This window comes from Galactobacter sp. (assembly GCF_022712295.1).
Lineage (GTDB): Bacteria > Actinomycetota > Actinomycetes > Actinomycetales > Micrococcaceae > Galactobacter.
Window position 1 is genome coordinate 12948 of sequence record NZ_JALAGT010000064.1, and the last position, 15003, is coordinate 27950.

Annotated in this window: 13 protein-coding genes; 10 read left to right on the plus strand and 3 right to left on the minus strand. The window is 65.3% G+C overall.

Annotated features, from left to right (window positions below):
- The first annotated feature begins 14 nt into the window (after positions 1–14).
- Positions 15–944, plus strand: a complete 930-nt coding sequence (pdxS, locus tag Q0A15_RS05105) for a pyridoxal 5'-phosphate synthase lyase subunit PdxS (protein ID WP_291278452.1) — start codon at positions 15–17, stop codon at positions 942–944.
- Positions 941–1618 (plus strand): pyridoxal 5'-phosphate synthase glutaminase subunit PdxT, encoded by a 678-nt coding sequence (gene pdxT, locus Q0A15_RS05110; protein ID WP_291278453.1) that lies wholly within the window; start codon positions 941–943, stop codon positions 1616–1618. The genes pdxS and pdxT overlap by 4 nt, the downstream gene beginning before the upstream one ends.
- Before the next feature lie 82 nt (positions 1619–1700).
- Here the strand turns inward: pdxT and Q0A15_RS05115 are convergent, their stop codons facing one another.
- Positions 1701–2174, minus strand: a complete 474-nt coding sequence (locus Q0A15_RS05115) for a hypothetical protein (RefSeq protein WP_291278454.1) — start codon at positions 2172–2174, stop codon at positions 1701–1703.
- Positions 2175–2435: 261 nt separating this feature from the next.
- Positions 2436–4442, minus strand: coding sequence for a M3 family metallopeptidase (locus tag Q0A15_RS05120; protein WP_291278455.1), 2007 nt, complete (start codon positions 4440–4442; stop codon positions 2436–2438).
- Positions 4443–4569: 127 nt separating this feature from the next.
- On the opposite strand from Q0A15_RS05120, the gene Q0A15_RS05125 reads away from it, so the two are divergent.
- From Q0A15_RS05125 to Q0A15_RS05160, 8 genes are all read left to right on the plus strand, one after another.
- On the plus strand, positions 4570–5334 hold the full coding sequence (locus tag Q0A15_RS05125) for a YebC/PmpR family DNA-binding transcriptional regulator (RefSeq protein WP_291278456.1): 765 nt from the start codon (positions 4570–4572) through the stop codon (positions 5332–5334).
- Positions 5335–5337: 3 nt separating this feature from the next.
- Positions 5338–5967: a crossover junction endodeoxyribonuclease RuvC gene (gene ruvC / locus Q0A15_RS05130; protein ID WP_291278457.1), complete on the plus strand. Its 630-nt coding sequence runs from the start codon at positions 5338–5340 to the stop codon at positions 5965–5967.
- Between the two features lie 54 nt (positions 5968–6021).
- Positions 6022–6657 carry a Holliday junction branch migration protein RuvA gene (gene ruvA, locus Q0A15_RS05135; RefSeq protein WP_291278458.1) on the plus strand — a complete coding sequence of 212 codons (636 nt, stop codon included), beginning with the start codon at positions 6022–6024 and terminating at the stop codon, positions 6655–6657.
- A 1-nt stretch (position 6658) separates the two neighbouring features.
- Entirely contained in the window at positions 6659–7705 is a 1047-nt protein-coding gene (gene ruvB / locus Q0A15_RS05140) for a Holliday junction branch migration DNA helicase RuvB (protein ID WP_291278459.1), read from the plus strand.
- A gap of 198 nt (positions 7706–7903) precedes the next feature.
- On the plus strand, positions 7904–8299 hold the full coding sequence (yajC, locus tag Q0A15_RS05145) for a preprotein translocase subunit YajC (RefSeq protein WP_291278460.1): 396 nt from the start codon (positions 7904–7906) through the stop codon (positions 8297–8299).
- A gap of 91 nt (positions 8300–8390) precedes the next feature.
- A complete protein-coding gene (gene secD / locus Q0A15_RS05150; protein ID WP_291278461.1) occupies positions 8391–10193 on the plus strand; it encodes a protein translocase subunit SecD in 1803 nt (600 codons plus the stop codon).
- Position 10194: 1 nt separating this feature from the next.
- Positions 10195–11178 carry a protein translocase subunit SecF gene (gene secF, locus Q0A15_RS05155; protein ID WP_291278462.1) on the plus strand — a complete coding sequence of 328 codons (984 nt, stop codon included), beginning with the start codon at positions 10195–10197 and terminating at the stop codon, positions 11176–11178.
- 233 nt (positions 11179–11411) lie between these two features.
- The gene (locus tag Q0A15_RS05160) at positions 11412–13619 is read left to right on the plus strand and encodes a bifunctional (p)ppGpp synthetase/guanosine-3',5'-bis(diphosphate) 3'-pyrophosphohydrolase (RefSeq protein ID WP_291278463.1); all 2208 of its coding nucleotides are present in this window, start codon (positions 11412–11414) and stop codon (positions 13617–13619) included.
- Positions 13620–13717: 98 nt separating this feature from the next.
- Here Q0A15_RS05160 and Q0A15_RS05165 read toward each other — a convergent pair.
- Positions 13718–15003 (minus strand): DUF349 domain-containing protein (locus Q0A15_RS05165; protein ID WP_291278464.1); only part of this gene is annotated, 1286 nt, incomplete at its 5' end.

A 15003-nucleotide genomic window follows, 5' to 3' on the forward strand; every position in this document is an offset into this window, starting at 1 on the left:
AACTAGGAGAAGAAGTGGCTGAGAACACCGAGCAGGTCACAGGCGGCACCCGCGTCAAGCGCGGTATGGCGGAGATGCTCAAGGGCGGCGTCATCATGGACGTCGTCACCCCGGAACAGGCCAAGATCGCCGAGGATGCAGGCGCCGTGGCCGTGATGGCACTGGAGCGCGTACCCGCCGACATCCGTGCAGAGGGCGGCGTGTCCCGCATGTCCGACCCCGACATGATCCAGGGCATCATCGACACCGTCTCGATCCCGGTCATGGCCAAGGCCCGCATCGGCCACTTCGTCGAGGCCCAGGTGCTGCAGAGCCTCGGTGTGGACTACATCGACGAGTCCGAGGTCCTGACCCCGGCCGACTATTCCAACCACATCTCCAAGCACGACTTCACAGTGCCGTTCGTCTGCGGTGCAACCAACCTGGGTGAGGCGCTGCGCCGCATCACCGAGGGTGCCGCAATGATCCGCTCCAAGGGCGAGGCCGGGACCGGCGACGTCTCCAACGCGACGACGCACATGCGCAAGATCCGCGCCGAGATCAAGGCCCTGACGGCCATGCCTGAGGACGAACTCTACGTTGCCGCGAAGAACCTGCAGGCCCCCTACGACCTCGTGGCCGAGATCGCCCGCACCGGCGAGCTCCCCGTGGTGCTCTTCACCGCGGGCGGCATCGCCACTCCGGCAGACGCTGCCATGATGATGCAGCTGGGCGCCCAGGGTGTGTTCGTTGGCTCCGGCATCTTCAAGTCCGGCAACCCCGCCGAGCGTGCCGCCGCCATCGTCAAGGCCACCACCTTCTACGACGATCCGAAGGTCATCGCCGACGTCTCGCGTGGCTTGGGCGATGCCATGGTGGGCATCAATGTGCCTCAGGGCCACCCGGCCGGTCCGGGTGAGCTGCAGGGCACCTCCTTCACCAACTTCTCCGAGCGCGGCTGGTGAACTCCGCCGCAGGTTCGTTGCCGCGCGTCGGCGTTCTGGCTCTTCAAGGCGACGTCCGTGAACACCTCGAAGCCCTGACCGCCGTCGGCGCGGAGGCCGTCGCGGTACGTCGGCCTGCAGAGTTGGCGTCGGTGGACGCGTTGGTGCTGCCCGGGGGAGAGTCCACGGTGATCGCCCGGCTGCTGCGGATCTTCGACCTCATGGAGCCACTGCGCACCAGAATCGCTGCGGGAATGCCCGTCCTGGGAACCTGCGCAGGCATGATCCTGTTGGCAAACACCATCGCCGATCCCACCGTGGACGGAACCGGCGCAGAGCAGGAGAGCGTGGGCGGCATCGACGTGAGCGTGGAACGCAACGCCTTCGGCCGACAGGTGGACTCCTTCGAGACCACCCTGTCGGTGACCGGAATGGGTTCGACTCCCGTATCGGTGGACGCGGTGTTCATCCGCGCCCCGCGCGTGGTGTCGACAGGGGCCGACGTGGAGGTCTTGGCCGCAGTGGGTGACTTCCCCGTCGCGGTGCGGCAGGGAAACCTGCTGGCCACGTCCTTCCACCCCGAATCAGCTGGCGTGGACGCGTTCCACGGCTGGCTCGTGGAGCGGGCCCAGGCACAGGCCCAGGCACAGGCCCAGGCACAGGCACAGGCACAGGCACAGATGACGGTGCGTTGACACACGCGTCGGTGCGGATCTGCGGATCCGCACCGACGCGTGTGCTTCAGCGCCGCACCATGTGCATTCCAGTGGCGGTGCCTTAGTCGGCCGCCGCGTTGATGGCGTCGGCGATCTCGGTCGCAGACGCCTCAGTGAGGTTGCCGCTGATCCGAGCCTTGCCATCCGTGACCACGGCCTGAGACAGAGGAGCAACCAGGAGCTTCTGATCCGCCATGATCGCGAAGCGCTTTCGGGGATCATCGTCGTTGTACTCGCTGGTCTCCTTGGTCAGTTTCTCGAGCGCCTCAGCCCCACCGTGGGTCATGTCCAGGTCGATGGCCCACTGGGCGCTTCCGTCGGGACGCACAGCGCTGGCCTCGTCCACGTCTGACGCGTCGAGGGCTATGCCACCGAGCAGATAGCGCCTGCCCTCGTCCGTGTCGCAGGCGATGTCATGCTTCTCGAACGCCGGTCCCGAGCCGGGCGAGGACGCCGCGCCGCTGCAGTCATATTTCAGGAAGCGCTGCCAGGTGGCCTCGTCGACCTCCCCGTTGCTTCCCGTGTCGGCTGGCATCGGCCCCAAGGAATCGACAGCGCCGACCACCGGGCGGAAGCTCAAGACGGCGGCCGGATTCTGCTGAGATTGGCCGGGATCGGAGGACTCCGTGATTTGGGGACTGGTCGTGGCGGGACTCGGCGACGGAGCTGTGCCGGAGTCATCCATGCCGGGAAGGGTGCATCCGGTCAGGGCCAGGATTGCGGCGCAGGACAGGGAACGTCTGAGCGCCGACGGGCTAGGTCTCATGGGTTCACGATACGCACACGCACTTGCGGATCAGATCAGCCCACGACGCTTCAGCAGCGGCTCGGTGCTCGCTGCTCGGCCACGGAAGGCATTGTAGGACTCCAGTGCATCGCGCGTGTTGCCCCGCGCCAGCAGCTCACGCCTGAACGTCTCGCCGGCCTCGCGAAGTGAAGGCTGCTCCTTGAACCATTCCACGGTGTCGGCGTCGAGGACCTCGGCCCAGAAGTAGCTGTAGTACCCGGCCGAGTACCCACCGTCGAAGATGTGCTGGAAGTAGCCGGTGCGGTAGCGCGGAGGCAGCTGATCCGGGTGGAAGCCGTGGTCGGCCAACACCGTGGCCTCAAAAGCCAGGGGGTCCTCGATCACCTCATCCGGGGCCAGCTGGTGCCAGGCAAGGTCGAGCAGGGATGCAGCAAGGTACTCGGTGGTGGAGAAGCCCTCGCCCCAGGTGGTGTCCTTCTGGAGGTCCGCCACGAGGTCGGCGGGCAGAGGTTCCCCGGTCTCGACATGGATCGCGTAATGGGGCAGCACCTCGGGATGGAAGGCCCACATCTCGTTGACCTGGCTGGGATACTCCACGATGTCCTGGGGCACGCTGGTTCCCGCCAGTGAAGGGTACTTGGCCTCGGAGAAGAGTCCGTGCAGCGCATGGCCGAACTCGTGGAAGAGGGTATTGACCTCGTCCAGGGTGACCAGAGCGGGCTCGCCTGCGGCCGGCTTCGGAATGTTCAGGTTGTTCGTGACCACGGGCTTCTGCCCCACCAATGATGCGCCGTCACGCAGGGAGTTCATCCACGCGCCGCCGCGCTTGGTGGGCCGAGCAAAATAATCGCCGATGAAGAGTCCCAACCCGGAACCGTCCGCATCGAACACCTCCCACACGCGTGCATCCGGATGGTGCACCGGAAGATCAGGCCGGGCCTTGAAGGTGAGTCCGTAGAGCAGATGCGCGGCCCGGAACACGCCGTCCTCGATCACCCGGTTCAGCTCGAAATAGCCGACCAGTGCGGACTCGTCCACGCCGCCCTGATCGGCGCCGAGCGCTTCGAGTCCACGGGCGCGATCCCACGGCTTCACCGGCGTTCCCTGCCAGGCCGCGATGGCCGCATCCTCACGAGCAGCATTGGCCAGAGCCGGGTCGACTGCCGAGCTCAGCAGCGCCTGCACCTTGGACAGGTCGCTTTCGGAGCGCTCGGCCAGGACCGCCTCTGCATGATGTTGGAACCCCAGTAGTCGGGCTCGCTGTGCACGCAATTGTGCGATCTGCGGCGCCAACGCCAGCGTTCCTCCGTCGTCAGCGGAACCGCGGGACACGGAGGATTCGTACAGCTTGCGCCTCGACTCCGCGTGGGTCAGTTTCGCGAGCGCCGGCTGGGAGCTCGGCAGGATCAGCGTGATGCGGTGGGTGTCCTCATGTCCGACGGCCGCTCCCGGCTTCTCGACGCGCGTCGCCGCGAGCTGGGCGGGGGAGAGGCCTGCGGCCTCGTCCTCGGTGAGCTCGACCGCAGCCGCGTTCAGGTCATCACTCACCGCCTGGCCGAAGGCTGTGGTGAGCTTCGAGATCCGAGCGTTGAGCTCCTTCAACTCCTCACGTGCAGAGTCGGAGAGTTCGGAGCCTGCCAGCTTGCGTTCCAACAGCACCTGCTCAGCCAACCGTGCATCCTCACCGGACAGGCCGGATAGATCAACCTGCGACAGGCGGGCCGAGAGCTCGGGGCTGAGCAGGATCGCGTTCCAGTGGGTGTTCAGCAGCGGCTCAATGGTGGTCTCTGCCCGCTTCATCTCCTCCGTTCCGTGCGACGGGATGATGTTGAACGCGGTACTCACCGCGCGGGCGAGAACCTGCCCGGAGAGTTCGAGAGCCACGAAGGTGTTCTCGAACGTGGCCGGTGAGGCATCCGAGGCAATGGCGGCAACCTCCTGTGCGTGCGCCTCGATGCCCTCCTTCACCCCGTCGATGAGGTCCTCCGCCGTGATGGTGTCCAGGTGCGGCAGCTCGTAGGGAAGCTCTGAGGCAGAAGTGAAGACACTGATCATGGCCTCCACTCTATGTGTCGCTAGAATGAGTTGCAGGTGTGCGCGCGAGGCCGCGGCCGATGAGACCGCGATGCCCCTGCTGCGCAACAGGTAGAGACAAGTTGACGAACGACAGTTAAGGAAACCGATGTCCGGTCACTCCAAGTGGGCCACCACCAAGCACAAGAAGGCCGCGATCGACGCCAAGCGCGCCAAGGCCTTTGCTCAGTTCATCAAGAAGATCGAGGTCGCCGCGCGCGCCGGTGGCGCGGACCTGTCCGGTAACCCGGGCCTGGAGTTGGCGGTCGCGAAGGCCAAGAAGGCCTCTGTCCCCAACGACAACATCGACCGTGCCGTCAAGCGTGGCGCCGGTCTGACCGGCGAGGTCATCGACTACACCGAGATCATCTATGAAGCGCGCGGCCCGCAGGGCTCCGCGCTGCTGGTGGAGTGCCTGACGGACAACAAGAACCGTGCCGCCTCCGATACTCGCGTTGCCATCACCCGTAACGGCGGAACCATCGCCGACCCCGGTTCCGTGACCTTCATGTTCAACCGCAAGGGTGTCGTGGTGGTTCCCAAGGAGGGCGGGCAGGACGAGGACTCCCTGCTGGAGGCCGTGCTCGAGGGCGGCGCAGACGCCGAAGAGGTCCAGGACCAGGGTGACGCCCTGGCCATCATCTCCGAGCCCACGGACCTGCGGGCCGTGGCCCAGGCGCTGGACGCTGCAGGTATCGACTACGAGTCCGACGAGGTCGAGTTCGTGCCCACCATGAAGGTGGATCTGGACGCTGACGGTGCCCGCAAGTTCCTGAAGCTCGAGGAAGCCCTCGAGGAACTCGACGACGTGCAGAACGTCTACTCCAACGTGGATATCTCCGCTGAGGTGTTGGCGCAGCTCGAGGAGGACTGAGCCGTGGCCCTGCGGGTGGTCGGGGTGGATCCCGGCCTGACCCGCTGCGGGCTCTCCGTCGTCGACGTCGACCAGAACCGCAGTGCGGATCTGGTCGACGTGTGCGTTGTGGGCACCGCTTCCACGGTCCCGTTGGACGGTCGCATCCTGAAGATCGCGGACGAGATCGACGGCTGGCTGGATCGGTACAAGCCTGACACGCTGGCCATCGAGCGCGTGTTCACGTACACGAATGTCTCCAACGTGATGGGCACGGCGCAGGCCATGGGCGTGGTCATTGCCGCGGCGGCCCGCCGCCGGATCCCGGTGGGTCTGCACACTCCCACCGAGGTCAAGGCCGCAGTGACGGGCAATGGCCAGGCGGACAAGGCACAGGTGACCACCATGGTCACCAAGATCCTGAAGCTCTCGGCCCCACCCAAGCCGGCCGACGCCGCGGACGCCATCGCGATCGCGCTGGCCCACGCGTGGCGCGGTGTGGCACCCGGCTCTCATGCCGCCGCGTCGAGCACCAACAGGGGAGGCATGACCGCCGCCCAGCGCGCGTGGGCCAAGGCCCAGGCGCAGGCCAAGGGCAGTTCCAAGCGAGCGGACGAAGCCCGGTTGCGCGCCTTGGCGCGCAAGCGCGGCTAGTATGATTAGAAGACCTGTTCTAACTTTGTCTGACGCATCGGAGTTCAAGCACACGTGATTGCACAACTCACCGGGACGCTCGCCACTGCCACCCTCAATACGGCCGTCGTGGATGTGGCGGGCGTGGGATACCTGATCCACACCACGCCACGTGCGTTGGCTGGGATGCGGCAGGGGGATACGGCCACGTTCCACACCTCCCTCGTGGTCAGGGAGGACTCGCTCACCCTCTTCGGCTTCGACGCGCCTCGGGATCGTGAGACGTTCGAGGTGCTGGTCTCGGTACAGGGCATCGGCCCCAAGATCGCCTTGGCCATCCTCGCCGTTCACGAATCCGAGGCCGTGGCCAGAGCGGCCCACAACGAGGACATCAAGGCCTTCACCCAGGTGCCAGGCATTGGACCCAAGGGCGCCCAGCGCATTGTGCTCGAACTGAAGGGCAAGCTGGTTCCCACCGGTGAGGACGGACAGGCCCCCACGGTCGAAGCCCCCGGAGAGGCGGAGGATGAGCGCCTGGCACAGGTCACGGAGGCCCTGGTGGGCCTGGGGTGGAGCGACAAGGACGCGGGCAAGGCCGTGAAGGCCACCATCAAGGCCCAGCCGGAACTCGAGGACGCGCCGATGCCGCAGGTCCTGCGTTCGGTGCTCTCCGGCATCGGCCGGGGCCTCGGCTCCAAGGCGGGACGCTGAGATGGTTGAGGACGCTGCCAACCAACAGGATCCCTCACGGCACCTGATGGACTCGCAGTCCGAACCGGAGGAGCGGGCCCTCGAGGCCGCGATGCGCCCCAAGAACTTGGACGAGTTCGTGGGGCAGGCCCGGGTTCGCGAACAACTCTCCTTGGTGCTGGAGGCCTCAAGGCTGCGAGGTAGAACCGCAGACCACGTGCTGCTCTCCGGCCCTCCCGGCCTGGGCAAGACCACGCTGGCGATGATCGTGGCTGCGGAGATGCAGGCGCCGCTGCGCATCAGTTCAGGTCCGGCCATCCAGAATCCGGGCGACCTCGCGGCCATCCTCTCGTCGCTGACCGAGGGGGAGATCCTCTTCCTCGATGAGATCCACCGGCTCTCCCGCCCGGCGGAGGAGATGCTCTACCTCGCCATGGAGGACTTCCGCGTGGACATCGTAGTGGGTAAGGGCGCAGGCGCCACCGCCATCCCGTTGGATCTACCACCCTTCACCTTGGTGGGGGCCACGACCCGCGCCGGGCTCCTACCCGGCCCGCTCCGGGACCGCTTCGGTTTCACAGGGCACCTGGATTTCTATTCCACCGAGGAACTGGAACTGGTGTTGCGCCGTTCCGCTGTGCTGCTGGAGATGTCCGTGACCTCCGACGGCTTCGCCGAGATCGCGCTGCGTTCCCGGGGCACCCCGCGTATCGCCAACCGACTGCTGCGTCGTGTGCGGGACTGGGGTCTGGTTCACCGGCAGGAGCGCATCGACCGTGCCGCAGCCGCGGCCGCGCTGGACATGTACGAGGTGGACGAACGCGGCCTGGACCGCCTGGACCGTGGTGTGCTGGAGGCGCTGTGCACCAAGTTCGGCGGAGGGCCGGTGGGATTGTCAACGCTCGCCATCGCCGTGGGCGAGGAGACAGAGACCGTGGAGGAAGTCGCCGAGCCCTTCCTGGTTCGTGAGGGCTTGCTCGGTAGAACTCCTCGCGGCCGCATCGCCACCCCGGCCGCCTGGGAACACCTGGGGCTGACCCCGCCGCGGGAGCAGGGGACCCTGCTCTGACCGTGCGCGGCGCTGAGCAGTTCGAAGGGCATGCGGTTCCCAGGGCATTATCAGCACCCTGATCACGCATGAGGTTCACCTCAGTAGGTATAGTTGATCCTTGGTGTGCCGTGTTCCTCGAATCAAGGTTTGAAGCAAGGTTTGAATCAAGGTTGCACGGACGAAGTAATCGACACGACGACAGGTACGGGATACAACGTGACCTACAGCACTCTGCTCGCTGCTGATAAGGAAGCCGCCGGCGGCTTCAACCCCATGATGATCGTCCTCTTGCTGTTGGTGGTGCTCATGATCTTCATGATGTTCCGCAACCGCAAGAAGGCCCAGGCGCAGCAGGAGGAGAAGAAGACCAAACTGCTGCCGGGCGCCAAGGTGATGACCACTGCAGGCATCTTCGGCACGGTCAAGTACGTTGACCTGGACGAGAACAAGGTGACCTTGGAGACCGCTCCCGGTCAGACCATGGTGTTCCACGCTCAGGCGATCTCCACCTTCGTGGATGATCAGCCGGCCGAGGCAGCTTCCCTGGCGGAGACCACTAAGCCGACCGAGAACGACGGCAACCAGGACGACGGCGAGGCGCCGCGCGCCTGACCTGAAGGCTCCGGGCACCGATCGTGACCACGTCGCGGTCGGTGCCCGTCTGTTCGCCTGAATCGGCTTTCAATCAAGAACTAGGATCCTCATGGCATCAACCGCCCCCGTACGTCACGCGCGTTCGTCGCTGCTGTGGCTGGGCATCATCAACGTCGTGCTCTTCGCCGTACTCGTGCTCGGCGTGGCTCTGGGCAAGACCGGATTCGCCCCCAAGCTCGCCCTCGACCTCGAGGGCGGCACAGAAATGATCCTCACACCGCAGCTCACCGACGGGTCCAACAAGGCCATCCCGCAGGACGAACTCAATCAGGCCGTGAGCATCATCCGCGAGCGTGTCGGAGGCGCAGGTGTTTCCGAATCCGAGGTCTCCACGCAGAACGGCCGCAACATCGTCATCTCGATGCCGGGCGTTCCCAGTGACAGGACCCGCAACCTGATCACCTCCTCGGCGCAGATGCAGTTCCGCCCCGTGTTGACGGCCGTCCAGAGCCTGGAACCGGTCGCGAAGGATGAACGCACTGCCGAAAAGGACCTTCCGGATCCGTCTGCGAAGCCCAAGAATGCCTACGATCCCAACTGGATCACAGCAGACCTGCAGAAGCAGTTCGAGGCGTGGGACTGCGCAGCGGAGGCCAAGAAGACGCCCCGCACGCAATTCGAGGACGATGAGGCCGCCATCGGCTGCGAAGCCGATACGGGTACGCGCTACATCATGGGTCCGGTCGAGGTTCCGGGTAAGGACATCAAGACCGCCAACTCCGGCCAGGCCACCAACTCTCAGGGCTACAACACCGGCCAGTGGGCCGTGAACCTCGAGTTCAACAAGGAGGGCCAGAAGAAGTTCAAGGCCGTCACCCAGAAGCTGACGCCGTACTCCGAGGGGGATCCGCGCAAGCAGTTCGCCATCGTGCTGGACGGGGCCGTGATCTCAGCTCCGAACTCCAACGCGGTCATCACCGACGGCAAGGCCCAGATCACCGGCAGCTTCACTCAGGAGTCCTCGAAGGCTCTCGCAGAACAGTTGAAGTACGGCGCGCTGCCGATGAGCTTCGAACTCCAGTCGGAGACGCAGGTCTCGGCAACGCTGGGTACCGCGCAGTTGAAGCTCGGCCTCATCGCCGGCCTGATCGGCCTGGTGCTCGTGGCGGGGTACTCGTTCTTCCAGTACCGGCTCCTGGGCTTCGTGACCATCGCGTCACTGGTCATTGCCGGTGTGCTGACCTACCTGGCCATTGCGCTGCTCGGCTGGAGCGCCAACTACCGATTGTCCCTGGCAGGCGTGGCCGGCATCATCGTGTCGATCGGTCTGACAGCGGACTCGTTCATCGTCTACTTCGAACGCATCAGGGATGAGTTGCGAGACGGACGCAAGCTCACCGTGGCCGTGGCCAACGGTTGGCAGCGTGCACGCCGCACCATCATGGCCTCCAAGGCCGTGAACCTGTTGGCCGCCGTGGTGCTCTACTTCGTGGCCGTGGGCAACGTGAAGGGCTTCGCCTTCACCCTGGGTCTCACCGCCGTCGCCGACCTCATCGTGGTCTTCCTGTTCACGCACCCCACTCTGGTGTTGCTGGCCAAGACGAAGTTCTTCGGTGAAGGCCATCGGGCCTCGGGCCTGGATCCCACGCTGCTCGGTGCACAACCGCTGTACCTGGGAGCCGGTCGGATCCGGACGCCGAAGGCGGCGGACTCGGACGAGTCCGCGAACTCGGCAACGTCGCCCGCGTCGTCGGGCACTGCCACCAAGGCCAAGACCAAGGCGCGAGGCGCCGCCAAGGAAGCCGAACGGCGCATGACCATCGCCGAGCGCAAGCGTACGGAGGAACTGGCCAGGCGTGGCAACGCCGGCGCCAAGAAGTCCACGGACACCGACAAGAACGAGGAGGCCTGAAATGGCAAAGCTCGCCGAATGGGGTAACGACCTCTACACGGGTAAGCGCTCCTACGACTTCGTCGGTAAGCGCAAATGGTGGTTCCTGATCGCCGCGATTCTTGTGGTCGCTTCCGTCCTGGTTCCAGTGGCCAAGGGCGGCTTCAACCTCGGGATCGAGTTCCGGGGAGGCAACGAGTTCCAGGTGTCTCAGGTGCAGACCGAGAGCATCGACAAGGGCGTGGACGCCGTCGAGTCCATTGCCCCCGACGCCGAACCCAAGATCACCAAGCAGAACTCGACCACGATGCGGGTTCACACCAACACCCTCAAGAACGCGGACCAGGGAACCGAGGTACGTCAGGCCCTGGCCAAGGCCTACGACACGGACGTGAAGAACGTGTCCATGTCATCGATCGGCCCCACCTGGGGCGCCGACGTCTCCAAGCAGGCGGGCGTCGGTCTCGTGGTGTTCATCGTGCTGGTTGCCTTGCTGATGGCCCTGTACTTCCGAACGTGGAAGATGTCGATGGCCGCGATCATCGGCCTGCTGTTCGTGGTCGTGGTGACGGCTGGCATCTACTCGGTCTCGAATTTCGAGGTCACTCCGAGTGCCATCATCGGCTTCCTGACGATTCTGTCATACTCGCTCTACGACACCGTGGTGGTCTTCGACAAGGTCAGGGAGAACACGCATGACACCTCGGAGCAGAGGGTGCTGACATTCGGGGAACAGGTGAACAGGGCGGTCAACCAGACACTCGTCCGGTCCATCAACACCTCGGTGGTGGCGATCCTGCCGGTGGGGTCCATCCTCTTCATCGGCGCCTTCCTCCTGGGAGCGGGAACCTTGGCGGACCTGTCGCTGGCGATCTTCGTCGGCATCATCGTCTCGGCTCTGTCCACCCTCTTCATCCAGGCTCCGCTCTACGCGCAGTTCCGTGTGACTGAGGAAGCGGTCAAGGAACACGACGAGGCCATCCTTGCCGCTCGTCCGCAGGACTGATTCCTGACGGGTTCACCCCGGGGCACCGATTGGCGGGGCCGCAGCATCTTCGGTCGATGATGCTGCGGCCCCGCCGTTTTCGCTCTCGGCGCGGGAAGTCATGTGCACCGCTTGCGCTGAACTAGGATGGATCATCACGCACCCACTGTTTGAACGAAAGGGTTTCCCTTTTGGCTTCTTCGTCTTCTCCCTCCGGATCGCGCTCGGCCGGGCGGCTGTCCCGTCTGGTCCGCATGTCCGGGCGATCCGCTGCGTCCTCCGCGCCGCCGATCCTGGAGCCGTTGCTGCGTACGGTCAAGGCCAACAATCCCCATGAGGACCTGGCCCTGATCACGAACGCCTATCGCACGGCCGAGCGGCTGCACGACGGAGTCAAGCGCAAGTCCGGCGATCCCTACATCACTCACCCGGTTGCTGTGGCCACCATCCTGGCGGAGATGGGCATGACCGGTTCCACGCTGGCGGCGGCCCTGCTCCACGACACGGTGGAGGACACCGACTACTCGCTGGAGGAGTTGACCAAGGACTTCGGCGAAGAGATCGCGATGCTGGTGGACGGTGTCACCAAGCTGGACAAGGTCCAATACGGTGCCGCCGCGCAGGCCGAGACGGTCCGGAAGATGATCATCGCGATGTCCCACGACATCCGGGTGCTGGTCATCAAGCTGGCCGACCGCACCCACAACGCCCGGACGTGGCGATACGTGAATCCCGCCTCCGCGTCCCGCAAGGCGCGCGAGACCCTGGAGATCTACGCTCCCTTGGCCCATCGGCTTGGCATGAACACCGTCAAGTGGGAGCTGGAGGATCTTTCCTTCGCGGTGCTGCACCCCAAGGTGTACGAGGAGATCGTGCGCATGGTGGGGGAGCGGACCCCGGAGCGTGAACGCTACCTCTCCAGCGTTCGTGAGGTGATCGGCTCCGATCTCGCCAAGGCGGGGATCAAGGCGACCATCACCGGCCGCCCCAAGCACTACTACTCCATCTATCAGAAGATGGTGGTGCGCGGTAAGGAGTTCGACGAGATCCACGACCTGATGGGTGTGCGCGTGCTCGTGGACACCGTCAAGGACTGCTACGCCGCTCTCGGTGTGGTCCACGCCGAATGGTCCCCGTTGCCGGGACGGTTCAAGGACTACATCGCGATGCCCAAGTTCAACCTGTACCAGTCGCTTCATACCTCGGTGATCGGTCCGGACGGCCGTCCCGTGGAGGTGCAGATCCGTACCCACGAGATGCACCGCACGGCCGAGTTCGGGGTGGCCGCCCATTGGCAGTACAAGGCCGGCGGCAAGACCCCCAAGGGTCAGCAGGACATGGGATGGCTGCGCTCTTTGGTGGACTGGCAGAAGGAGACGCGTGACCCGGATGAGTTCCTGGACTCACTGAGATACGAGATCGGCTCCGCCGAGGTCTTCGTGTTCACACCCAAGGGCGAGGTCATGGCCCTTCCCGTGGGCGCCACCCCGATCGACTTCGCGTATTCCGTGCACACCGAGGTGGGGCACCGCACCATCGGCGCCCGCGTCAACGGCAAACTCGTCCCGCTGAACTCGGAGTTGCACAACGGCGATCAGGTGGAGGTCTTCACCTCCAAGGCCGAGGGTGCAGGTCCCAGCCAGGACTGGCTGACCTTCGTCAAGTCGCCGCGGGCGCGGAACAAGATCCGCCAGTGGTTCTCCAAGGAACGCCGTGAGGAGGCCATCGAGAAGGGCAAGGAGCAGCTCACCAAGGCGCTGCGCAAGAACGGCCTCCCGCTGCAGAAGCTCATGACGCATGAGACCCTCACCGCCGTGGCTCAGGATCTCCACCTCGCCGACGTCGCCGGGCTGTATGCGGCGGTCGGGGACGGTCACGTCTCCTCGCAGAACGTCCTGGAACACCTCGAGACCCTGATCGGTACGCCCCACTCCGACGATGACGACGTCGAGGAGGAGATTCTCACCCGCCCCAGCCGCGCCACCGGCCGGGTGTCCGATTCCGGAGTGATGGTGCAGGGTGCCACCGACGTGATGGCCAAGTTGGCGCGGTGCTGCACACCGGTTCCGCCGGACCCCATCACCGGCTACGTCACGCGCGGCTCCGGTGTGACCGTTCACCGTGCCGATTGCCCCAACATCACCAATTTGACCGGCACCGAGGCGGAGCGTCGCGTGGACGTCGAGTGGGCGCCCACCACCAAGTCCGTGTTCACCGTGGAGATCCAGGTCGAGGCACTCGACCGCGCCGCTCTGCTCTCGGACGTCACCCGCGTGTTGTCCGAGAACCACGTGAACATCCTCTCCGCGTCGGTCTCCACGACGCGCGAGCGCACGGCGCTGTCCCGTTTCTCGTTCGAGATGGGGGACCCGCGGTTCCTCGGCCACGTTCTCTCCGCGGTGCGGAAGGTGGACGGTGTCTACGACGTCTATCGCACGGTGGCCGGTCAGCGGAAGGCCTGACCGTCGCCCCAGTACCGAAGGCACGACGAAAGGGTGCCCACCGCATCGCGGTGGGCACCCTTTCGTCGTGCACCGGTCGCGGCCTCCGGCCGCGGTTCTCAGTTCAGGTCTGACGCCGAACGACGAACGGTGTCCAGCCATGCCTTGCGAGCATCAAGGGCTTCCTGAGCCTTGGCGATCTTGTTGGCATTGCCGGACGCCTGTGCGTCGGCGAGGTCCTTCTCCAGGCCGGCGATGGCGTCCTCCAACTGGGCAAGCATGGAGTTGGAGCGGGCCTTGGTCTCCGGGTTGGAACGGCGCCAGGCGTCGTCCTCGGCCGCCTTGACGGCGTCCTCGACCTGACGCAGGCCGGACTCCATGCGGTTCATGTCGCCGCGCGGAACCTTGCCCGCTTCCTCCCAGCGGTCACGGATGGAGTTCAGGGCCTTCTGCGCCGCCGCGAGATCCTTCACCGGGGTCAGCGCGCGGGCCTCCTCCAGCAGGGCCTCCTTGACCTTCAGGTTCTCGCCGAACGCTGCGTCGATGCGGTCGTTGTCTGCCTTACGAGCGTCGAAGAAGACATCCTGGGCAGCGCGGAAGCGAGCCCACAGCGCATCGTCGTCACGGCGGGAGGCGCGCTTGGCGGCCTTCCACTCATCCATCAGGCGGCGGTACTCGCGGGCGGTGTTGCCCCAGTCCGTACTGTTCTGCAGTTCCTCGGCCCGCTTGATGAGGGCCTCCTTCTGACGCTTGGCCTCAGCGTTGTCGCTGTCCAGGCGGGAGAAGAACGCCTTGCGGTGCTTGTCGAAGGTGGAGCGAGCGGAGCGGAATCGCTTCCACAGCGCGTCTTCGGTGGAACGGCCAACACGGTGGCCGGAACGCTGCTCGGTCTTCCATGCGTCGAAGAGTTCTGCCATGCGGGCGGAGGAGGTCTTCCACTGCATGCGCTCGGGATCGGTCGCAGCGATGGTCTCGGCCTCGGCCACGATGGCCTCACGGATCTCCAGGGACTCCTGACGCTGCTTCTCCGCCACCACCCGCTGGGTGGCGCGCAGGTTCTCAAGGGCAACACGCAAGTCCTCGACACGAGACTCGAGGGCTGCGACATCGCCAACGAACTTGCGTTCCTTGAGCTGCTCGTCCAGGCCATCCAGGGTCTTGGTCATCGCGTCGGCCGACTTGTCGCCGCCGGTGGCGATGCGCTGTTCAAGCAGCGCCACCTGGGCCACGAGCTCGTCGTACTTACGAGCGTAGAAGGCCAGTGCCTCGTCTGCGGACTTGTCCGGGAACTGGCCAACGGGCACCTCCGCGCCGTCGGCCAGAAGGAAGACATGACCGTCCTCGGTGACCCGGGAGAACTTCCGGGCCTCGTCGAGCGTCGTCGCGGGGGCGGTCGCTACGGGAG

Coding starts and splice junctions, on each gene's coding strand:
- Q0A15_RS05125 (WP_291278456.1), top strand. CDS start 4,570: ATGTCCGGTCACTCCAAGTGGGCCACCACCAAGCACAAGAAGGCCGCG.
- Q0A15_RS05120 (WP_291278455.1), bottom strand. CDS start 4,442: ATGATCAGTGTCTTCACTTCTGCCTCAGAGCTTCCCTACGAGCTGCCG.
- ruvB (WP_291278459.1), top strand. CDS start 6,659: ATGGTTGAGGACGCTGCCAACCAACAGGATCCCTCACGGCACCTGATG.
- Q0A15_RS05115 (WP_291278454.1), bottom strand. CDS start 2,174: ATGCCAGCCGACACGGGAAGCAACGGGGAGGTCGACGAGGCCACCTGG.
- secD (WP_291278461.1), top strand. CDS start 8,391: ATGGCATCAACCGCCCCCGTACGTCACGCGCGTTCGTCGCTGCTGTGG.
- Q0A15_RS05160 (WP_291278463.1), top strand. CDS start 11,412: ATGTCCGGGCGATCCGCTGCGTCCTCCGCGCCGCCGATCCTGGAGCCG.
- secF (WP_291278462.1), top strand. CDS start 10,195: ATGGCAAAGCTCGCCGAATGGGGTAACGACCTCTACACGGGTAAGCGC.